Below are 19171 nucleotides of genomic sequence, written 5' to 3' on the forward strand. Positions count from 1 at the left end.
CAAGATGGACCAGACACTGATTTTTCTTGGTATTGAATCAAGCTGCGATGATACCGCCGCTGCCGTGGTGCGCGCAGACGATGGTGGCGCGCAGATCCTGTCCAATGTGGTCGCGGGCCAAACAGAGCTGCACGCGGCCTTTGGCGGGGTTGTCCCCGAGATCGCGGCCCGCGCCCATGCCGAGAAGCTTGATATCTGTGTGGAGCAGGCGCTTGATCAGGCGGGTGTGACGCTGAAAGATCTGGATGCGATTGCGGTGACTGCAGGGCCGGGGCTGATCGGTGGCGTGATGTCGGGCGTGATGTGTGCCAAGGGCTTGGCCGTGGGGGCCGGGTTGCCGCTGATCGGGGTCAATCATCTGGCGGGCCATGCGTTGACACCGCGCCTGACAGATGCGCTGCCCTTTCCCTATTTGATGTTGTTGGCGTCGGGCGGGCATTGCCAATTCCTGATCGCCAAAGGGCCAGAGGATTTCGTCCGGCTGGGCGGCACGATTGATGACGCCCCGGGCGAGGCGTTCGACAAGACCGCCAAGCTATTGGCATTGCCCCAACCCGGTGGTCCCAGCGTCGAGTCAGAGGCAAAATCAGGCAATCCGCAGGCCTTTGCCTTACCGCGCCCATTGATGGATCGCCCCGGCTGCGACATGAGCTTTTCGGGATTGAAGACGGCATTGCTGCGCGCCCGCGATCAGGTGATTGAACAACATGGGGGCCTGCCGCGTGCCATTCGCGCCGATCTATGCGCCAGCTTCCAAGCCGCAGTGGCTGATGTCCTGTCGAAAAAATCGCGCCGCGCCTTTGCCGAATATATGGCCTTAAGCCCGGCGCAACCCGCTTTCGCCGTGGCCGGTGGGGTGGCTGCAAATCAGGCCATTCGTGCCGCATTGGAGACGGTTTCAGCAGAGTTTAACGCGGCGTTTCTGGCGCCACCGCTGCGGTTGTGCACGGATAATGCGGCGATGATTGCCTGGGCTGGTATCGAACGCTATCGCAATGGCGGGCGCGACGGTATGGATCTGATTGCGCGCCCTCGTTGGCCGCTTGATCAGACGGCGCCGGCGCTGTTGGGGTCGGGCAAGAAAGGTGCAAAAGCATGAGCATTGCAGTTCTTGGCGCGGGGGCATTCGGCACCGCCTTGGCCATTAGCCTGGCGCAAAACGGTCCGGTGGTATTATGGGCACGGCGTCCCGATCACGCGGCAGATATGGTCCAGCAGGGCGAAAATGCTGCACGTTTGCCCGGTGTGGCCCTGCCCAAAAACGTCTCTGTTTCGGCCGATATTGCGCAGGCCTGCGGGGCGCAGACCCTGTTACTGGCGGTGCCAATGCAGCAAACGCGCGCCTTTTTGACGCAGCATGCGACCCTGCTTCAGGGCAAAACGCTTGTCAGCTGCTCAAAGGGGATTGATCTGGAAACCCTGCGCGGCCCGACGGCATTGATCGAAGAAATAGTGCCAAGCGCGCGGCCCGCCGTTCTGACCGGACCAAGCTTTGCCGCCGATATTGCACGTGGCTTGCCAACTGCGTTGACATTGGCGTGCCGCGATCAGGCGCAGGTCTTGCAAGAACAGCTTTCGACGCCAACCTTGCGCCTGTATCGGACACCCGATCTGATCGGTGCGGAATTGGGCGGCGCATTGAAAAATGTGATCGCGATTGGTGCGGGCGTCGTGATGGGCGCGGGGTTGGGTGATTCGGCTCGCGCGGCGCTGATCACGCGCGGCTTTGCCGAAATGAACCGTCTGGCGCTGATGCTGGGTGCGGAGCCAGAGACACTGTCGGGGCTGTCCGGGTTTGGGGATCTGGTCCTGACCTGCACATCCGATCTGTCGCGTAATTATCGTCGCGGGTTCGCACTGGGCGCGGCGCAAGAAATTGACCCAAGCATCACAGTCGAAGGCGCTGCAACCGCTTGCGCCGTGGCGCGGCTGGCAAAGGCGCGATGCATTGATATGCCGATTGCGGCCATGATCGCTGCGCTGACTGAACATCACATCACAGTGGCGCAGGCCACACAGGCGCTTTTGTCGCGCCCCTTAAAGGAGGAATGAATGCTGTATGCCGTGATCTGTCGGGATAAGCCCGGCGCTTTGCAAATTCGTTTGGACACACGCGATGCGCATTTGGCCTATATCAAAGAGACAGGTATTGTTGCGCAGGCGGGTCCGTTCATTGAGGAAGGGCAGATGTGCGGCTCTTTGGTGATTTTGGAATGTGACACTTTGGGCGCGGCGCAGGATTGGGCGGCGAATGATCCCTATGCGCATGCAGGGCTGTTTGAAAACGTCGTCATTTCGGAATGGAAAAAGGTGATCGGCTAATGCGCTACTGGCTGTTTAAATCCGAGCCAAACAAGTTCCCCTGGGAGGATCTGGTTGCCAAAGGCGATGCGGGTGAGGAATGGGACGGTATCCGCAATTATCAGGCGCGCAACAATATGCGCGAAATGAAAGTGGGCGATCGCGGATTTTTCTACCATTCAAATATTGGAAAAGAGGTGGTGGGCATCTGTGAAGTCAGTGCCGAAAGCGCCCCTGACAGCACGACCGACGATCCGCGTTGGGATTGCGTGCATCTGAAAGCCATTCGCCCGTTTAAAACTCCGGTGACTTTGGCTGCTGTGAAGGCAGAGCCGCGCCTGGCGGAAATGTCACTGGTTACATCGATGCGTCTGTCAGTGCAGCCGGTGACGCAAGAGGAATGGACGCTTGTCTGCGCGATGGGCGACACGGATGCCAACTGATTTGATCGTGCCGCTATATGTGGCGGCACGGTTGCTGCGGCAATGATATATTTGCCCCCAGCATATGCCGAAACATGTGATGTCTTACCGGCATGGGCATGATGATATGGTTTGAAACAGCCAGATCGCACAAATTGCACGACCGATATTTCGTCCTCGCAAAAATGCAAAGGGCCCCGGCACCCCTACCAGGACCCTTCTACCCCACGTGCTCCCCTACGCACCACACGTGAAACTTATTCGGGCCTGGCCATACTAGCCGGCAAAATTACTTAGCCACATTCGTGATGAAATCACAAGTTTTTGATACCTAAAATGATTCGATTTCAGGTAGTTGTGGTTATCTGACTGTTAATGATTTTTGTGATGGCCGGAAAAGAATCGCTTTGCCCTTGCCGCCTATCGGTGCACCGCTAAATTGCGACCTTATGAAACAGGTTGTTATTGTCGCGCACGGCTCCCCGTCTGATCCTGATCCGCAAGATCGTAGGCTGCATCAGCTTGCGCAGCAGGTCGGGGCGCTTTGCGACGCGCAGGTGCGCGGTGCGACCTTGGCCAAGCCGGGATCATTAGAAGGCGCGCTGGAAGGATTCGACGCGCCGATTATCTATCCGTTCTTTATGGCCGAAGGGTGGTTTACCAAGCGCGAATTGCCCCGGAGATTGGCCGCGGTGAATGTTGTGGCGCGCCATATGGATCCGTTCGGGGTGGATCCCGCTTTGCCGGATCTGATCGCCGCAGCCTGTGAGGCCGCAGCGAAAGACGCCGGTCTGGACCCGTGTCACAGTGATCTGATTCTGTGTGCGCATGGGTCAAAGATCGCGAGAAAATCGAAGAACAGCGCCTATGATATGGCGCAAACGCTGCGCGGGCGCGTGCCATTTTGGCGTATTCGTGTGGCCCTGATAGAAGAGGCCCCGTTCCTGGAAGATGTCGCTGCGACCTGTACCACAGGCCTGTGCCTGCCGTTTTTTGCGCTGCGTGCCGGACATGTGGAAGGCGACATTCCCGAGGCGTTACAAAACGCGTCATTTTCTGGCCCTGCCATGGCGCCCATAGGCGAACACCCACAGGTTCCGAACTTGATTTCGAATGCTATCAACTTGTTTTGATTTATAAAAATAAGTTCGACAAAGAGTTTCTCTGATTGTCATCTAAGTGTTACAATTCTTTTGCATAAGCGTCACGCACGATCAATAGTCAGTGCGGCGAGGCCCCAATCTGGCCCAAGGACAATTATTCGGGAGAGACCCATGAAACTCGCACATATTACCGCATCGACCCTGGCAATCACGGTCGCATCGACCGCAGGCGCCTTTGCTCGTGACAATCTGCAAATTGCGGGTTCATCGACCGTTCTGCCCTACGCGTCTATCGTCGCAGAAGCATTCGGTGAAAATTTTGATTTTCCAACACCGGTTGTTGAATCTGGTGGTTCTTCCTCCGGTCTGAAACGTTTCTGCGAAGGCGTTGGTGAAAACACCATCGACGTTGCAAACGCATCGCGCGCCATCAAAGAATCAGAAGTGAAGGCCTGTGCTGACGCCGGTGTCACCGACATCATGGAAGTGCGCATCGGGTATGACGGCATCGTTTTTGCTTCGCAAAAAACCGGCCCGGATTTCGCCGCATTTGAACCTGCTGACTGGTTCAACGCGATCGCTGCCAAAGTCTTGAAGGACGGCGAGCTGGTTGACAATAGCTACACAAACTGGTCGGATTTCAACGCCGATCTGCCAGAAGCCGAAATTGCGACGTTCATTCCGGGCACCAAGCACGGCACCCGTGAAGTGTTTGAAGAAAAAGTTCTGCTGCAAGGCTGTGAAGACACAGGCGCAATGCAGGCGATGCTGGATGCCGGCATGTCCGAAGATGACGCCGAAGGTCAGTGCATGGCCGTTCGCACCGATGGTAAGTCGGTCGATATCGACGGTGATTACACCGAAACATTGGCCCGTATCGACAGCAACACCAGTGGCGTTGGCGTCTTTGGTCTGGCATTTTATGAGAACAACACCGACAAGCTGAAAGTCGCGACAATGTCTGGCGTCGCGCCTTCGACCGAGACGATCGCATCGGGTGACTACCCTGTGTCGCGCCCGCTGTTCTTCTATGTGAAGAAAGCACATATCGGCGTGATCCCCGGTCTGAAAGAATATGCTGAGTTCTTCGTCGCGGACGAAATCGCTGGCCCAGACGGTCCTTTGGCTCAGTATGGTTTGGTGTCGGATCCAGAGCTGGCGGCAACGCAAGCAGCTGTGGCTGACGAAGTCACCATGAATTCGGGTATGTAATCGCACTGCCACTCAGTGCGCAGACAGGGGCGGCACATTTCGCCGCCCCTTTTCTCTTTTAGGTCCTTTTCCAACCGACGGAGTTCACATGCCTGCGTTATGGCTCGCAGTGATCGTTCTGGCCCTGGCCGGTATAGGTTACTTTATCGGGCGCGCGCGCGCGCTCAAATCCGCCGATGGCGACATCAGGCTGCTGCATTCATTGCCCAGCTACTATGGCAGCAATGTCGCGATGTTGACGGCTGTTCCGGCACTACTGGTGTTGATCGTCTGGACGATTGTGCAGCCGCTTGTTGTGAACATGCATGTCGCAGGGCTTATCCCCGTGTCTGAACTGGACGAAGGGGTCAATCTGAATCTTGTGATGTCAGATGTGCGTCGCGTCGCGGAAGGGCTGCAAGCCGCCGTGGCCCAAGGCGCATTAAGCGTGCAGGCGGCGGCCAATATCGACCTTGGTGCGGTTGATCTGCGCGCTATTCTTGGCTCAGTCGGGGTTGCCCTGGGCTCTGATGTGACGATGGTCACTTTGGATGCTGCACAGCAATATCGCGGTGCGACCGCCACGGGACAGATAGCGATGACCGTTGTCGTGCTTATGGTTGCGCTGGGGTTGATGGGCTATACGCTGTCGAAAACCAACAAAGAGCTGCGGGCGCGTAATATCGTGGAGCGGGGCGTCAAAATTGCACTGATTTCGGCGGCTATGATCGCGATCTTGACCACCATTGGAATCATCTTTTCGCTGGTGTTCAACACGATTGAATTCTTCCGCATGTATTCTTTCAGCGACTTTTTCTTTGGCACCACTTGGGCACCGTCCTTCGGTGGCGGTTCGGCGCTTGGGGTGCTGCCGCTGCTATGGGGCACGCTGTATATCTCGTTGATCGCGCTGGCTGTGGCTGTGCCGATCGGGTTGTTCGCAGCGGTTTACCTGTCCGAATATGCATCCCGCCCGGTACGCGCCTTCGCGAAACCACTGCTTGAGATCTTGGCCGGCATTCCCACCATCGTATATGGCTTGTTTGCTTTGCTGACCGTGGGGCCGTTACTGCAACGCGTGTTCGGCGATGGCGGTCTGGGGTGGATGGATGCGGCAAGCTCTGTGATGACCGCTGGCTTGGTGATGGGCATTATGTTGATCCCGTTTGTGTCGTCGCTTTCCGATGACATCATCAATTCTGTGCCGCAGACAATGCGCGATGGCTCTTACGGGTTGGGGGCCACACGGTCCGAAACCATCCGTCAGGTGATTTTGCCAGCCGCCCTGCCGGGAATTGTCGGCGCGATTTTGCTGGCGGCATCGCGTGCAATTGGTGAGACGATGATCGTAGTGCTGGGGGCAGGGGCGGCGGCACGCCTAAGCCTGAACCCGTTCGAAGCTATGACAACCGTCACTGCAAAAATTGTATCGCAGTTGACCGGGGATGCCGACTTTGCCTCCCCCGAGGCGCTGGTCGCCTTTTCCCTTGGGATGACGCTGTTTGTCATCACATTGGGGTTGAACATCTTCGCGCTGTATATCGTGCGCAAATACCGGGAGCAGTACGAATGACCGACGCAACCGTTTCGCCCGAAAAGACCCCTAAGCGCAGCTCACTGCATACGGCCAGTGACCGCACGAAGAAACGCAATGCCTCTGAGACGCGGTTTAAGGCAATGGGGATTGGGGCGATTGCCCTTGGTATCTTCTTTCTAATCGTCTTGTTGGTGTCGATCATCAGCAATGGCATCGGGGCATATCAACAGACCTATTTGCAGGTGCCAGTTTATCTGGACCCGGCCAAGCTGGACAAAAACGGCAACCGCGATCCGGCGGATATCGCCAAAGTTTCGACATTTGGATATACACCGCTGATCCAGGCGGGGCTGCTGAGCGCGGTGCAAGACGCCAATATCGACACGCCGCTGCAAACGGCGCGGGATATGAAAAACCTGATCTCGGCATCGGCGGCGAACGTTGTGCGCCAAGATGTGGTTTCGGATCCAAACCTGATTGGTCAAACAGTGACGTTCAAACTGCTGGCCTCGTCGCGGGTTGACGGCTATCTGAAGGGCCGCGTGACCCGTGAGGGCGTGGCAGAGGATAAGAATATCAATGTCGACCAGCTGGATCTGACCGATAAGCTGGTTGATGCGGGTATCGCGGCCAAAGGCTTTAACTGGGCCTTTATCACCGGATCGGATGCGTCGGAATCGCGTGCCGAACAGGCGGGGATCGGCACCTCTATGTTGGGGTCGCTGTTCATGATGTTGGTTGTGCTGGGTTTGTCGTTGCCCATCGGTGTCGCAGCCTCGATCTATCTTGAGGAATTCGCGCCGCAAAACCGCTGGACCGATATTATTGAGGTCAATATCTCAAACTTGGCGGCGGTGCCGTCTATCGTGTTCGGTATTCTTGGCCTTTCAGTGTTCATCCAGTTCATGCATCTGCCGCAATCCGCGCCTTTGGTGGGTGGTCTGGTGCTGACGCTGATGACGTTGCCCACGATCATCATTTCGACCCGCGCGTCGTTGAAGGCAGTTCCGCCATCGATCCGTGACGCAGCGTTGGGGATCGGTGCGTCAAAAATGCAATCCGTATTCCACCATGTCCTGCCACTGGCGATGCCGGGGATCCTGACCGGGACCATCATTGGTTTGGCGCAGGCGCTGGGGGAAACCGCACCGTTGCTGCTGATCGGGATGATTGGTTACATCGCAACCAATCCGCCAGGTAATCTGATTGATGGGTTCATGGCGCCAAACTCTGCCATGCCGGCACAGATCTATGAATGGGCGAAACGGGCAGATCCGGCCTATTATGAACGGGCGTGGGGTGGCATCATCATCCTGCTGCTGTTCCTTCTAAGCATGAATATCATCGCAATTATCCTGCGCCGTAAATTTGAGCGCCGTTGGTAAGAGGGACGCAGATATGAACGACATGAGACTGACGGAGAGAAAAGTGGACTCCAAAGAGATCAAGATCGAGGCCCGCGATGTGCAGGTCTTCTACGGTGACACTCACGCCATCAAAGATGTCAATGTCGATATCCTTGATAAGACGGTCACGGCCTTTATCGGCCCGTCAGGCTGTGGCAAATCGACCTTCTTGCGAACGTTGAACCGGATGAATGACACGATTGATATTTGTCGTGTTGAAGGCGCGATCAATCTGGACGGCGAAGACATCTATGATAAGCGCGTTGATCCGGTGCAATTGCGTGCCAAGGTCGGGATGGTGTTCCAAAAGCCCAACCCGTTCCCGAAATCCATTTATGATAACGTGGCCTATGGCCCACGTATTCACGGACTGGCCCAAAGCAAAGCCGATCTGGATGAAATCGTAGAGCGCAGCCTGCGCGGTGCGGCCATCTGGAATGAGGTAAAAGACCGTTTGCACGCGCCCGGCACCGGCCTGTCGGGTGGCCAGCAGCAGCGTTTGTGCATTGCCCGCGCAGTGGCCACCTCGCCCGAGGTTTTGTTGATGGACGAGCCCTGCTCGGCGCTTGATCCGATCGCAACAGGTCAGGTTGAAGATCTGATTGATGAGCTGCGCGAGAAATTCTCGGTCGTAATTGTGACCCACTCGATGCAGCAGGCAGCGCGTGTCAGCCAGCGGACTGCCTTCTTCCATCTGGGGAACCTGGTGGAATATGGCGAAACGGGTCAGATTTTCACCAACCCAACCGACCCGCGCACTGAAAGCTATATTACCGGCCGGATCGGCTAAGGAAGGACACAGAAATGAGCGAGCATATCTCATCTGCATTTGACCGTGACCTTGAAGCGGTTCAGGCGTTGGTTGTCAAAATGGGTGGCATGATCGAGGCCCAAATCCTTGACAGTGCCCGCGCCCTGGAAACCCGCGATGGCGACTTGGCCGCCGTTGTACGCCGCCAAGACAAAGCCATCGACGCATTGGAAGAACAGATCAACGAAGAGGCTGCGCGGCTGATTGCCCTGCGCGCGCCTGTGTCGCGTGACCTGCGCATGGCACTGTCGGTCATCAAAATCGCCGCATCGCTGGAGCGTGTGGGCGATTATGCGAAAAACATCGCCAAACGCACCGAGGTGCTGTTGGATGTGCCGGATGTGAATGGCTCGCCCAAGGCGATCCGGCGGATGGCGCAAGCCGTAGAAGCGATGCTGAAAGATGCGCTGGATGCCTATATTCAGCGTGATGCCAGCCTGGCCACGGATGTGCGCGACCGTGATATCGAAGTAGACCAGATGTATAACGCACTATTTCGCGAATTCCTGACCTATATGATGGAAGATCCGCGCAATATTACAGCCTGTATGCACCTTCATTTTATTGCCAAGAATATTGAACGGATGGGGGATCACGCCACATCCATCGCAGAGCAGGTGATCTATCTTGTCACTGGCGATCTGCCAGAAGAGGCGCGGCCAAAGTCGTCCTCTGTGCCTAAATTGGAGGAGACACGGTAATATGTCGCCTGCTCAGCAGCCCTGTGTGCTTGTTGTAGAAGATGAATCTGCGCAGCGTGAAGTGCTGAACTATAATCTGGAGGCTGAAGGCTTTCGCGTTGTGATGGCTGTCAACGGCGAAGAAGCGCTATTGATGGTCAAGGAAGAAAAGCCAGATCTGATCGTATTGGACTGGATGTTGCCGAATGTGTCAGGGATTGAGATTTGTCGCCGTGTAAAGGCATCGCCGGAAACGCGACATATCCCGATCATCATGTTATCGGCCCGGACCGAGGAATCTGACCGGGTGCGTGGGCTGGAAACGGGTGCGGACGATTATGTCGTAAAACCCTATTCCGTGGTAGAGCTGATGGCGCGGTTGCGCACGCAATTGCGCCGGACCCGCCCTGCCGCGATGGGCGAGCGTTTGGCCTATGATGACATTATTTTGGACGCCAGTGAGCATCGCGTCTTTCGCGATGGTGAATTGTTGAAACTGGGCCCGACCGAATTCCGCTTGCTGTCCACATTGATGGAAAAGCCAGGTCGGGTTTGGACCCGCGATCAATTGCTGGACCGTGTATGGGGCCGCGATATCTATGTCGACACACGTACGATTGACGTGCATGTCGGGCGGTTGCGCAAGGCATTGATGGTGCATGGCGGGCAAGACCCGGTGCGCACCGTGCGTGGCACCGGCTATTCTTTGGGTTGAGCCGCCCAAAAAGCATCAACCTCGGCACGGGTCGGAATCGCATCTGCGGCTCCGGCCCGTGTGACGCTTAAAGCAGCGGCGGCGCTGGCCAAATGCATCGCGTTCGCCGGGCTCTTGCCTTCGGACAGGCCCGCCACAAGATATCCCGCGAATGTATCGCCCGCACCTGTGGTATCGACCGGTATGACCTTGAACGATGGTACGGTGATGGGATCGGCAGCTGGGTCAAGCCAAACCGCGCCTTTGGCCCCTTTGGTAATCACCAAATGTTTCACGGGAATCGCAGAAACTTCTAACCCCAGTGCCTGCGAGAGTTGGCGTGCCTCTCCCTCGTTGCACAAAAGCAGCGAAAGATAGGGTAAGATATCGCGCACGGCCTGGGCATCGAAGGGCGCTGCGGAATAGGCGATAAACATGCCCTTGGCATGGGCGGCGCGCGCGGCGGAGAGCAGTGCAGATGTTTCGTTTTGCAGTACCAGAATGTCATCGGGGCCGGCCTGCGCCAATGCTACCATGACGTCATTGTCGCGAAGCGCCACATTCGCGCCAGGATAAATCACGATCGAATTTTCGCCATGCGGATCCACGTAGATCACGGCATGGCCCGACGCGCAGTCCAGCTGCTGAATGTGATCGCATTCGACGCCGGCACAGCGCAGCTGATCGGTCATCCATGCGCCATCGGGGCCAACCGCGCCGATATGTGTGACAGTGGCACCCGCACGCGCCAGCGCGATGGACTGGTTTGCACCTTTGCCGCCAAGCCCACGGCGGTGATTTATGGCACTTAGGGTTTCGCCGGGGGCAGGAAAATGCGGCAGGCCATAGACAAGGTCAGAATTGATAGACCCAAGATTAAAGATCATATGCTGTTCCTTTCGTCGGCCATGCCGCCAATTGCCGTGGCGATGATCCCCCAGGGCGCGTCAGGCTTTGCCGCAGGAAATCAATTGGGCCTCATACATCTGTGCCCGCTGGGCGACGTTTGCCGAGACCTTCAACAACCACGCTTTGGAATTATGGCTGCCACGGGCAAATCCTGCGCGGCCTTCGTGATACGCAAGATATTGGCTGGCCGCATCTTGTTTGGAAATGCCCAACCGTTTGGTCGATCCATCCATATACCAGCCCATGAAATCGGTGGCGTCAGAGATCCGGTTCCGCTTTGCGCTGCGCCGTCCAGCTTGTTCGACATATTCGTCCCATGTGCCGTCAAGCGCCTGGCTATACCCATATGCCGAGCTTTGACGACCCAGAGGAATCACGCCAAGCGCGAAGCGATACGGTGTTTTCGCATTGCCGATGAATTTGGATTCCTGATGGATTGTTGCCATCTGAACGGCAACCGGAATGCCCCAACGCCGTTCGGTTTTCCGCATAGCGGAATAATATTTCGGTTTTTCACGCACCAGAAGACATGCGTTGTCCAGGTTGCGTGGTGCGGTTGTTGTGCCTCCGCCGCCACAAGCGGCCAGCGTGGCAACAAGTGCCAGCATCCAAAAATGTTTCATAACTGCTCTGCCCGCTATCGGATCTGATTTTCACTACATTCCCGACAGACTACGAAAATTTGAGCAGATCTGAAATCACAAAACGACTATCATAGGATATCTGACAGTCTGTTTCCGCGGAAATACGCGTCTGCCGATGGACATGACACCCGCATTCGCCGTAAGACTGACGGAAAGTCGAGGCCCAGTTATGCTTACCACCCATGCGAAATATCACATCGGCCAAGTCGTCCGCCACCGGAAACATCCGTTTCGTGGCGTGGTTTTTGATGTCGATGCGATTTTTTCGAATACAGACGAATGGTATGCTGCAATTCCAGAAGATGCGCGCCCGGCCAAAGATCAGCCATTTTATCATCTTCTGGCGGAAACCGATAACGACTACTATGTGGCCTATGTATCAGAGCAAAATTTGGTTCAAGACGCCACAGGAGAACCGGTTGACCACCCCGATCTTCAGGATCTGTTTGGTGATTTTTCGGTGTCTGACGGGGCGTATTCGTTACAGTTCCAGATGAACTAAGCGACGGCGCTATGGCGTCCGACACCCGACAGCGCCAATCGAAACGCCAAAAGGTTTCGGCCATCTTCACGGCGATAGCCAAGATCCTCTGCCAATTCGCGGATCAAGAACCAGCCAAAACCCCCCTCTGGCAGCGCGTCAAGATCCACATCCGCATAGGGCGCGGCCTGCTCGCTCGCGTCGGTGTGGCTGAAAACGGACAAAGGCAGCTCTGGCCCGTCATCCATAACAGAGCAGTTCAGGCCGCGGACGTCTTTGACGATCGATAAGGTGATCGTGCCATCGCCAGAATTGGCATAGCCATGTTCGACGATGTTATTCAGCACCTCTGCCAGAAGAAGTTCCAGCGTACCGGCCTCTTCGCTTGTCATTTGGCCAACAAAACGCGCCAAAGCCGAGCGTAAGGCCTCGCGGACCGACATTGGATCGGCTGGAAAGCTTAGGTGGAAGATCCGCGCTGGCGGGTGTGGTGCATGTGTGACCGTCCGGCGAGAGTCCAATTCAATCTGATCAACCCGCATTGCGCATCTCCTGATCGAACGCGCTCTCTACATCTGGATACAGGCGAAAAATCGTATCCATTCGCGTCAGGCGAAATACTTTGGCAACATTTGGGGTCAGCCCGGCCAATTCCAGTGGACGTTGCTTTCCCAGCGCTTTCATTACGGCAACCACAGCGCCGAGGCCGGAACTGTCAAGAAAATTCACCTTGCTCATATCCAATACGACCCGGCTTGACGGCTGTACACAGGTTTCACGCATCAAATCCTTGAAGCGTATCGCTATTGCAGCATCAATTCTGTCTTCGTCGATACGAACTAACAGCGCATCATTGCGCGCTTCGGCATAAAGGTTCATTTCAGGCTCCGATCGGGTCTGTCTGGTAACAGGTCTTAACGGGCAATCCTTACTATCGCGTAAGCGCAATTCAGATATTCACTAAATGCAACCACTTGACGTGACGTTTCGCATTCGGCACAGCGACAGGATGGAGCATCACTATTCCCCCCCGCAGGATCCGCCGGTCATTTTGCATGAAGATCACGAAATCCTCGTGGTGAATAAGCCATCCGGGCTGTTGTCCGTCCCTGGGAAAGGGCCGCATAAGGCCGATTGTATGATCGCGCGGCTGGCCAAGCTATATCCCAATGTTTTATTGGTGCATCGGCTGGATTGCGATACCTCTGGCGTTATGGTCTTCGCCTTGACCCGCCATGCGCAGCGCCATCTTGGCCTGCAATTCGAAAATCGACAAACCAAGAAAGCCTATCTTGCGCAGCTTTGGGGGCATCTGGAGCCTAAGAAGGGCCGTGTCGATCTGCCCTTGATTGTGGATTGGCCCAACCGGCCGCGTCAGCATGTAAATCACGAAACCGGCAAGCCTGCACAAACCGATTGGCGGGTACTGCGTCATGATGACGCGACCACGCGGGTGCGGCTGTATCCGCTGACGGGGCGGTCACATCAGCTGCGGGTGCACACCCAATCGCTGGGACATCCGATAATGGGCGACCCGCTATATGCGCCACCAGAGGCGCAAAACGTGGCCCGTTTGATGCTGCACGCAGAGACGCTCAAGCTGCGGCATCCGGATGGGGGCATTCACATGACATTTAGCGCGCAATGCCCGTTTTAACGGCTTAAGCAACCAGCGCTTCGGCGGCTTTCAGATCTACCGACACCAATTGGCTGACACCCTGTTCTTGCATCGTTACACCAAATAGCCGGTCCATGCGGGCCATGGTGACCGCGTGATGGGTGATGATCAAAAACCGGGTTTCGGTTCGGCGCGTCATCTCGTCCAGCAGGTCACAAAAGCGCGTTACATTGGCATCATCAAGGGGCGCGTCAACCTCATCCAAGACACAGATCGGTGCAGGGTTGGCCAGGAAAACGGCAAAGATCAACGCCATGGCCGTCAGGGTTTGCTCTCCCCCCGACAGCAGCGAAAGCGTTGACAATTTCTTGCCTGGTGGCTGACACATGATCTCTAGCCCGGCATCAAGCGGATCATCGGATTCAACCAGCATCAGATTGGCGTCCCCGCCGCCAAACAGGTGGGTGAATAGGGTGCGGAAATTTTCATTCACCTGCTCAAAGGCTGCCAGCAGGCGTTCGCGTCCTTCACGGTTCAAACCCGCAATACCAGAGCGTAATTTCCGAATGGCTTCTTCCAGTTCGGATTTTTCAGAAATCAAAGTATCATGCTCTTCGCGTATCTCACGGGCGTCATCTTCAGCCCGCAAATTGACCGCACCCAACGCATCACGCTGTTGGCGCAGGCGGATCACATCGCTGTCCAGCGCCTGGACCGAGGGCATGTCATCAGGACCAAGCTTTAGCTGCGATAGCAGGTCATGCGGGGTCAGCCCCATATCCTCTTCAATCCGGTCGGCGCAGGCAGTGACGGCGGCGGCGCTGGCTTCAACCCGCGCGTCACAGCCAGCACGTGCCTCCCGGGCTTCGCCTGAGCGGCGCACTGTATCGCGTTCTATGACCGCTGCGTGGCGCAGGGCGGTTTCGGCGCTGGCCAAGGCGTCAGCGGCCTGTGCGGCGCGGTCTTGTGTCGCGGCAATCTGCACTGCTAGGTCGTCGCGCGCTGCTGCGATTTCTTCTGGAAGGGCGGCGGCCTCTTGCAGATCTTGTTCAGCATCGTCGCGTCGGGTTTGTAATTCCTTGGAGCGGGCCTCGGCGCTTTGCAAACGATCTGTCCAGCCTGACATTTCTTTGGCGATCCGGTCCTGACGCTTTTGGCGGGCTTCCCCCTCGCGGTGCAGCTCATCATGGGCGGCGCGGCGCGTCATCATTGTAATTCGCGCGGCTTCGACCGTGACCTTAACGGCATCTGCCTGCGCACGAGCGTCATTCAAATCCGCCAGATCGTTCAGATCGGCCTGTGCGGCGTCCAGTGCATGTTGCGCAGCGGCTGCATCGTCGGCATGGCGCGTCGCGGCAAGCCGCGCCGTCTCCAGCTGACTGGCCGCGGTGGAGCGGTCTGCCTCTGCCTTGGACAGGGCGCGTTGAGCGTCTGCCAGCTTGCGATCGGCGTCTCGCCGGATCGTGCGGGCCTGTATATCGGCTTGTGTGGCATCATGCAGCTGCGCGGTGATCGTGTCATGCGCCGCAATAGCATCATCCGCGCGGGTGCGGAGGTCTTCCAAATCTCGCTGTAATTCGTTTTGGCGATTGATCTGGCGCAGGCGCAGCGCGGCGGCGCTTGGTGCATCATCGGCCCTGGTGCGTAACCCATCCCAGCGCCACAGATCGCCTTGCAGGGTCACGATACGCTGGCCCGGCTGCAACGACGCTTGCAGTGAAGCCCCGTCACCATGGCTTGGGGCAATGCCGATCTGTTCGATCCGCCGGCGCAAGGCCGCAGGAATCGTTACATGATTTGCCAAGGGGATCAACCCGGACGGCAGCGGCTGCAGCCTGTCGTAATCTGGCAATCTGGCCCAGCCGCTTGCACTGTCTTCTTGCGCTTCTGGTGCAGCAAGATCCTCAGTCAGCGCGGCACCCAGCGCGGCTTCGTATCCGGGTTCCACCTGAACCGCATCCAAGATCTGTGCCTCATCGGCGCTTTCGCGCTCAACCAGCCGGGTCAGCGCCGTCAGCTCGGCTGTGAGTGCGGTTGCTTCGCCCTCGGCTACGGCGCGTGCAGTGCGTGCCGTGGACTCTTGGTCTTGTACGGCGCTGCGGGTTTCCTCGGCGCCAGTCAGTGTCTCTTCGGCAGTTTCGGCGGCCTCTGCTGCTTCATCCAGGGCGCAGGCGGCAAGATCTTGTTGCGTTGCGGCGCTGTCCAGTGCCTCTTGTGCCGTTTCGGCAGTCTGGCGGGCGCCTTGCGCGGCGGCCAGCGACTTTTGTAGGTTAAGCTGTTGATCGGTGACTAAACGCTGTGCCGATTGGTGGCGCGCTGCGAGGCGCGCGACCTCTTCGGTCATGTCTGACAATACTGTCTCACGCTCCAGCAGAACTTCTGCGGCACCTTGGGCTGCGTCTGCTGCCGCAAGAAGTTGCGCGTCATGACCGTCGCTGGCCAGGCGGATCTCGTGGTGCTCGGCGGTCAGGCGGGCGATGGTGTCATCGGCATCGCGGTTTAGTTCGGCTTCCCGGTCGATATCGCGATCCAATTGCGCGATCTGGGATTTCAGCGCGGCAATCCGGGCCTGTGCCTCGGTGTCCTGTGCGGCCAGCTGTTCGTGGCGCACGGTCAGCCGCTGCAAGATGGCGTTGGCAATGGAATCTTCGTCGCGCAAGGGGGGCAGGCGGTCTTCCAGCGCGGCACGGGCGGTTTCAGCCTGCGCTGCGTCTTGCTCAGCCTGTGCGGCGTTTTTATGCGCGGTGGTCAGCGCCTGTTCTGCGGTGTCGCGCGTTTCATCGGCCTCGCGCCAGCGGCGATACAACAACATTCCTTCCGCCATGCGCAGATCTTCAGCAATGGCACGGTAGCGGGCCGCCTGCCGTGCCTGACGCGACAGGGTGGCAAGCTGTGTCGCCAGTTGTTCAATCACATCATTGACGCGCAGCAAATTGGCCTCGGCGCCTTTTAGCTTTAGTTCGGCTTCATGGCGACGGTGATAAAGGCCCGAGATCCCAGCGGCCTCTTCCAAGATCCGGCGCCGGGCCTTGGGTTTGGCGTTGATCAACTCACTGATCTGGCCCTGGCGCACCAATGCCGGGGAATGCGCCCCTGTTGAGGCATCCGCGAACAGCATCTGCACGTCGCGAGCGCGCACATCGCGCGTATTTACCTTATAGGCCGATCCCGCGTCGCGGGTGATCCGCCGGGTGATTTCCAACAGATCGGCATCGTTGAACCCCGATGGCGCCAGACGTTCGCCATTATCCAGTTGCAGCACAACCTCTGCAAAGTTGCGCGCCCCACGCGAGGCTGCACCGGCAAAGATCACATCTTCCATACCGCCGCCGCGCATTGCAGAGGGGCGATTTTCTCCCATGACCCAGCGCAGCGCTTCAAGCAGGTTGGATTTTCCACAGCCATTGGGCCCGACAACCCCGGTCAGCCCGTCATGGATCACCAGATCCGTCGGATCGACGAAGCTTTTAAAGCCATTCAATCTGAGTCGGGAAAAGCGCAACGAAAGTGTCCGATTCTGTGGTGTCTTAGGTCGGCGGTCCTTTCAGATTAGCATGGGGCCTGTCAATTGATATGCAGTGTGTTTTGCACAAGCAGGCCACAAATTTGCGCGACATTTCAAGGCGCGCGGCGCAAAAATCACAAACGCGACAAGCAGAATGTGATTGCGCGCTTGCGGGATTGCCACACCCGGCTTACCCAAAAGACAGACAAAACAGTGGGGTCACATGGTCGGTGCACTTGCAATCATATTGTTGTTTCAACTGGTTGGCGAAATATTGTCGCGCGGGATGGCCTTGCCATTGCCCGGCCCTGTTTTGGGAATGGTGTTCATGTTGATCGGGATGGTTGTCTCGGTTCGGTTGCGTGATCTCGTGCGGCCTACGGCGCAGGGGTTGTTGGCCCATCTGTCACTCTTGTTTGTGCCTGCGGGTGTGGGCGTGGTGGCGCATGTGCCGACATTGGCTGCGCATGGGCTTGCGTTTGTCGTGTCATTGGTGGTGTCGACCTGCTTGGCGATTGTGGTGGGCGCGGCCGTGTTCGCCGCCGTCGCCAAGATGACAGAGCGGGTGCCGCATGACTGACCCTCTGTTAATTTGGTCCTATCTTGCCTCGCAGCCGCTGCTATGGCTTTGCGCGACATTATTTGCCTATTGGGCCGGGGATGCCATTTTCCGAGGGGTGGGCCGTAAGCCATGGGCAAATCCGGTGATGATTGCCACCGTCTTTCTGGGCCTGCTGCTGTGGTTGACAGGCACGGATTATGAGAGCTATTTTAACGGGGCGCAATTCGTACATTTCATGCTTGGACCAGCCACTGTTTGCCTTGCTGTACCGCTTTATTCCAACTTGCGCGCGCTGCGCCGTGCGGCATTGCCTATCTTTGCCGCGCTGCTGGCGGGGAGTTTCACGGCGATTGTCACGACTTTAGCGATTGCCAAGGCTTTGGGCGCAGATCATGAGCTGTTGGCGACACTGGCGCCGAAATCCGCAACGGCGCCGGTTGCCATCGGTATTTCCGAGGCATTGGGCGGGCAGCCAACCTTAACCGCAGCGTTGGTGATTTTGACCGGGATTATCGGGGCTATCACGGTTACGCCGATGTTGAATGCACTGGGGTTTCGCGATTGGCGCGCGCGCGGATTTGCGGTGGGTGTCGCGGCGCATGGAATCGGCACGGCAAGGGCGTTTCAGGTGCATGAGCAAGCCGGGGCGTTTGCCTCTATCGGGATGGGGATGAATGCCGTTTTAACAGCGATTATCGCGCCTTGGGTCCTGTCATTTTTCGGCTGATCCCTTGGCGGGTTTGAATGGCGCCATACCGGCGCGCGCCAATTCATCGGCGCGTTCATTTTCTGGATGGCCGGCGTGGCCCTTGATCCATTCCCATGTCACCTGATGGCGAGCTTGGGCCTCATCTAGGCGTTGCCACAGGTCGACGTTTTTTACCGGCTTCTTGGCCGAGGTTTTCCAGCCGTTGCGCTTCCAGCCGTGGATCCAGCTTGTAACGCCATTTTTCACATAGGCGCTGTCGGTGACAATGGTCAGCGTTGCGGGCTTTTCCAATGCATCAAGGGCAGAAATCGCGGCCAGCAGTTCCATTCTGTTGTTGGTGGTGTCGGGTTCTCCGCCCTTTAGCTCTCGCTGTTTGAGGACCACTTCACCATCCATCGCCCGTAAAAGAGCCCCCCAGCCACCGGGTCCGGGATTGCCGGAACATGCGCCGTCCGTATAGGCAATGAGTTTGGGCATGGAGAATTCCTTTTGAACGCATATAATTATCGAAGCGCGGCGAGGTGAAGACCGGATCTGGCGGAAGCGGCGGCTTGGGGGGCATCGAGCCCCCTCTCGCCGCCCAGGCGGCGGTGCCGCC

At 57.3% G+C, this 19171-nt stretch carries 21 protein-coding genes; 15 read left to right on the forward strand and 6 right to left on the reverse strand.

All coding sequences use genetic code 11. From position 1 onward, the window contains the following. Positions 1–4 precede the first annotated feature (4 nt). From tsaD to phoB, 11 genes are all read left to right on the forward strand, one after another. Positions 5–1099, forward strand: a complete 1095-nt coding sequence (gene tsaD / locus BFP70_RS15095) for a tRNA (adenosine(37)-N6)-threonylcarbamoyltransferase complex transferase subunit TsaD (protein ID WP_066012478.1) — start codon at positions 5–7, stop codon at positions 1097–1099. Next, on the forward strand, positions 1096–2052 hold the full coding sequence (locus tag BFP70_RS15100) for an NAD(P)H-dependent glycerol-3-phosphate dehydrogenase (RefSeq protein ID WP_066012479.1): 957 nt from the start codon (positions 1096–1098) through the stop codon (positions 2050–2052). The genes tsaD and BFP70_RS15100 overlap by 4 nt, the downstream gene beginning before the upstream one ends. After that, entirely contained in the window at positions 2053–2322 is a 270-nt protein-coding gene (locus BFP70_RS15105) for a YciI family protein (RefSeq protein ID WP_066012480.1), read from the forward strand. It begins immediately after the preceding gene. Further along, positions 2322–2744 carry an EVE domain-containing protein gene (locus BFP70_RS15110; RefSeq protein ID WP_066012481.1) on the forward strand — a complete coding sequence of 141 codons (423 nt, stop codon included), beginning with the start codon at positions 2322–2324 and terminating at the stop codon, positions 2742–2744. The genes BFP70_RS15105 and BFP70_RS15110 overlap by 1 nt, the downstream gene beginning before the upstream one ends. 428 nt (positions 2745–3172) lie before the next feature. Further along, positions 3173–3856, forward strand: a complete 684-nt coding sequence (locus BFP70_RS15115; protein ID WP_066012482.1) for a CbiX/SirB N-terminal domain-containing protein — start codon at positions 3173–3175, stop codon at positions 3854–3856. A 141-nt stretch (positions 3857–3997) separates the two neighbouring features. Further along, positions 3998–5038 (forward strand): substrate-binding domain-containing protein, encoded by a 1041-nt coding sequence (locus tag BFP70_RS15120; protein WP_066012483.1) that lies wholly within the window; start codon positions 3998–4000, stop codon positions 5036–5038. A gap of 88 nt (positions 5039–5126) precedes the next feature. Then, a complete protein-coding gene (gene pstC, locus BFP70_RS15125) occupies positions 5127–6590 on the forward strand; it encodes a phosphate ABC transporter permease subunit PstC (RefSeq protein ID WP_066012484.1) in 1464 nt (487 codons plus the stop codon). Further along, positions 6587–7939 carry a phosphate ABC transporter permease PstA gene (pstA, locus tag BFP70_RS15130; RefSeq protein ID WP_066012485.1) on the forward strand — a complete coding sequence of 451 codons (1353 nt, stop codon included), beginning with the start codon at positions 6587–6589 and terminating at the stop codon, positions 7937–7939. The genes pstC and pstA overlap by 4 nt, the downstream gene beginning before the upstream one ends. A 13-nt stretch (positions 7940–7952) precedes the next feature. Further along, complete coding sequence (gene pstB / locus BFP70_RS15135) at positions 7953–8750, forward strand: phosphate ABC transporter ATP-binding protein PstB (protein WP_066012486.1); 798 nt, start codon at positions 7953–7955, stop codon at positions 8748–8750. A gap of 14 nt (positions 8751–8764) precedes the next feature. Continuing rightward, positions 8765–9472: a phosphate signaling complex protein PhoU gene (phoU, locus tag BFP70_RS15140; RefSeq protein ID WP_066012487.1), complete on the forward strand. Its 708-nt coding sequence runs from the start codon at positions 8765–8767 to the stop codon at positions 9470–9472. Between the two features lies 1 nt (position 9473). After that, the gene (gene phoB, locus BFP70_RS15145; protein WP_066012488.1) at positions 9474–10166 is read left to right on the forward strand and encodes a phosphate regulon transcriptional regulator PhoB; all 693 of its coding nucleotides are present in this window, start codon (positions 9474–9476) and stop codon (positions 10164–10166) included. Here phoB and BFP70_RS15150 read toward each other — a convergent pair. Then, a complete protein-coding gene (locus BFP70_RS15150; protein ID WP_066012489.1) occupies positions 10151–11032 on the reverse strand; it encodes a ribokinase in 882 nt (293 codons plus the stop codon). The two genes, phoB and BFP70_RS15150, sit on opposite strands and share 16 nt — an antisense overlap. Before the next feature lie 60 nt (positions 11033–11092). Beyond that, positions 11093–11677 (reverse strand): lytic transglycosylase, encoded by a 585-nt coding sequence (locus BFP70_RS15155; RefSeq protein WP_066012490.1) that lies wholly within the window; start codon positions 11675–11677, stop codon positions 11093–11095. A 190-nt stretch (positions 11678–11867) separates the two neighbouring features. On the opposite strand from BFP70_RS15155, the gene hspQ reads away from it, so the two are divergent. Then, a complete protein-coding gene (gene hspQ, locus BFP70_RS15160) occupies positions 11868–12200 on the forward strand; it encodes a heat shock protein HspQ (RefSeq protein ID WP_066012491.1) in 333 nt (110 codons plus the stop codon). Here hspQ and BFP70_RS15165 read toward each other — a convergent pair. Together BFP70_RS15165 and BFP70_RS15170 are read right to left on the reverse strand one after the other, a co-directional pair. After that, on the reverse strand, positions 12197–12721 hold the full coding sequence (locus BFP70_RS15165; RefSeq protein ID WP_066012492.1) for an ATP-binding protein: 525 nt from the start codon (positions 12719–12721) through the stop codon (positions 12197–12199). The two genes, hspQ and BFP70_RS15165, sit on opposite strands and share 4 nt — an antisense overlap. Next, complete coding sequence (locus tag BFP70_RS15170; RefSeq protein ID WP_066012493.1) at positions 12711–13058, reverse strand: STAS domain-containing protein; 348 nt, start codon at positions 13056–13058, stop codon at positions 12711–12713. Before BFP70_RS15170 ends, BFP70_RS15165 begins: the two co-directional genes overlap by 11 nt. A gap of 85 nt (positions 13059–13143) precedes the next feature. Between BFP70_RS15170 and BFP70_RS15175 the strand changes: the two genes are divergently transcribed. Further along, positions 13144–13836: an RluA family pseudouridine synthase gene (locus tag BFP70_RS15175; RefSeq protein ID WP_083217543.1), complete on the forward strand. Its 693-nt coding sequence runs from the start codon at positions 13144–13146 to the stop codon at positions 13834–13836. A 4-nt stretch (positions 13837–13840) separates the two neighbouring features. Here the strand turns inward: BFP70_RS15175 and smc are convergent, their stop codons facing one another. Then, entirely contained in the window at positions 13841–17299 is a 3459-nt protein-coding gene (gene smc / locus BFP70_RS15180) for a chromosome segregation protein SMC (protein WP_066012495.1), read from the reverse strand. Between the two features lie 226 nt (positions 17300–17525). Between smc and BFP70_RS15185 the strand changes: the two genes are divergently transcribed. Continuing rightward, positions 17526–17882, forward strand: a complete 357-nt coding sequence (locus BFP70_RS15185) for a CidA/LrgA family protein (RefSeq protein WP_066012496.1) — start codon at positions 17526–17528, stop codon at positions 17880–17882. Further along, positions 17875–18591: an LrgB family protein gene (locus BFP70_RS15190; RefSeq protein WP_066012497.1), complete on the forward strand. Its 717-nt coding sequence runs from the start codon at positions 17875–17877 to the stop codon at positions 18589–18591. The genes BFP70_RS15185 and BFP70_RS15190 overlap by 8 nt, the downstream gene beginning before the upstream one ends. Here the strand turns inward: BFP70_RS15190 and rnhA are convergent. Beyond that, on the reverse strand, positions 18577–19050 hold the full coding sequence (rnhA, locus tag BFP70_RS15195; protein WP_066012498.1) for a ribonuclease HI: 474 nt from the start codon (positions 19048–19050) through the stop codon (positions 18577–18579). The genes BFP70_RS15190 and rnhA overlap by 15 nt on opposite strands. Positions 19051–19171: the final 121 nt, after the last annotated feature.

It is taken from the genome of Thioclava sp. SK-1, from assembly GCF_001705665.1.
GTDB lineage: Bacteria > Pseudomonadota > Alphaproteobacteria > Rhodobacterales > Rhodobacteraceae > Thioclava.

What these genes read in the sequence shown, in the direction of transcription:
- tsaD (WP_066012478.1), top strand. Translation starts at nt 5, where the DNA reads ATGGACCAGACACTGATTTTTCTTGGTATTGAATCAAGCTGCGATGAT.
- BFP70_RS15100 (WP_066012479.1), top strand. Translation starts at nt 1,096, where the DNA reads ATGAGCATTGCAGTTCTTGGCGCGGGGGCATTCGGCACCGCCTTGGCC.
- BFP70_RS15105 (WP_066012480.1), top strand. Translation starts at nt 2,053, where the DNA reads ATGCTGTATGCCGTGATCTGTCGGGATAAGCCCGGCGCTTTGCAAATT.
- BFP70_RS15110 (WP_066012481.1), top strand. Translation starts at nt 2,322, where the DNA reads ATGCGCTACTGGCTGTTTAAATCCGAGCCAAACAAGTTCCCCTGGGAG.
- BFP70_RS15115 (WP_066012482.1), top strand. Translation starts at nt 3,173, where the DNA reads ATGAAACAGGTTGTTATTGTCGCGCACGGCTCCCCGTCTGATCCTGAT.
- BFP70_RS15120 (WP_066012483.1), top strand. Translation starts at nt 3,998, where the DNA reads ATGAAACTCGCACATATTACCGCATCGACCCTGGCAATCACGGTCGCA.
- pstC (WP_066012484.1), top strand. Translation starts at nt 5,127, where the DNA reads ATGCCTGCGTTATGGCTCGCAGTGATCGTTCTGGCCCTGGCCGGTATA.
- pstA (WP_066012485.1), top strand. Translation starts at nt 6,587, where the DNA reads ATGACCGACGCAACCGTTTCGCCCGAAAAGACCCCTAAGCGCAGCTCA.
- pstB (WP_066012486.1), top strand. Translation starts at nt 7,953, where the DNA reads ATGAACGACATGAGACTGACGGAGAGAAAAGTGGACTCCAAAGAGATC.
- phoU (WP_066012487.1), top strand. Translation starts at nt 8,765, where the DNA reads ATGAGCGAGCATATCTCATCTGCATTTGACCGTGACCTTGAAGCGGTT.
- phoB (WP_066012488.1), top strand. Translation starts at nt 9,474, where the DNA reads ATGTCGCCTGCTCAGCAGCCCTGTGTGCTTGTTGTAGAAGATGAATCT.
- BFP70_RS15150 (WP_066012489.1), bottom strand. Translation starts at nt 11,032, where the DNA reads ATGATCTTTAATCTTGGGTCTATCAATTCTGACCTTGTCTATGGCCTG.
- BFP70_RS15155 (WP_066012490.1), bottom strand. Translation starts at nt 11,677, where the DNA reads ATGAAACATTTTTGGATGCTGGCACTTGTTGCCACGCTGGCCGCTTGT.
- hspQ (WP_066012491.1), top strand. Translation starts at nt 11,868, where the DNA reads ATGCTTACCACCCATGCGAAATATCACATCGGCCAAGTCGTCCGCCAC.
- BFP70_RS15165 (WP_066012492.1), bottom strand. Translation starts at nt 12,721, where the DNA reads ATGCGGGTTGATCAGATTGAATTGGACTCTCGCCGGACGGTCACACAT.
- BFP70_RS15170 (WP_066012493.1), bottom strand. Translation starts at nt 13,058, where the DNA reads ATGAACCTTTATGCCGAAGCGCGCAATGATGCGCTGTTAGTTCGTATC.
- BFP70_RS15175 (WP_083217543.1), top strand. Translation starts at nt 13,144, where the DNA reads ATGCAACCACTTGACGTGACGTTTCGCATTCGGCACAGCGACAGGATG.
- BFP70_RS15185 (WP_066012496.1), top strand. Translation starts at nt 17,526, where the DNA reads ATGGTCGGTGCACTTGCAATCATATTGTTGTTTCAACTGGTTGGCGAA.
- BFP70_RS15190 (WP_066012497.1), top strand. Translation starts at nt 17,875, where the DNA reads ATGACTGACCCTCTGTTAATTTGGTCCTATCTTGCCTCGCAGCCGCTG.
- rnhA (WP_066012498.1), bottom strand. Translation starts at nt 19,050, where the DNA reads ATGCCCAAACTCATTGCCTATACGGACGGCGCATGTTCCGGCAATCCC.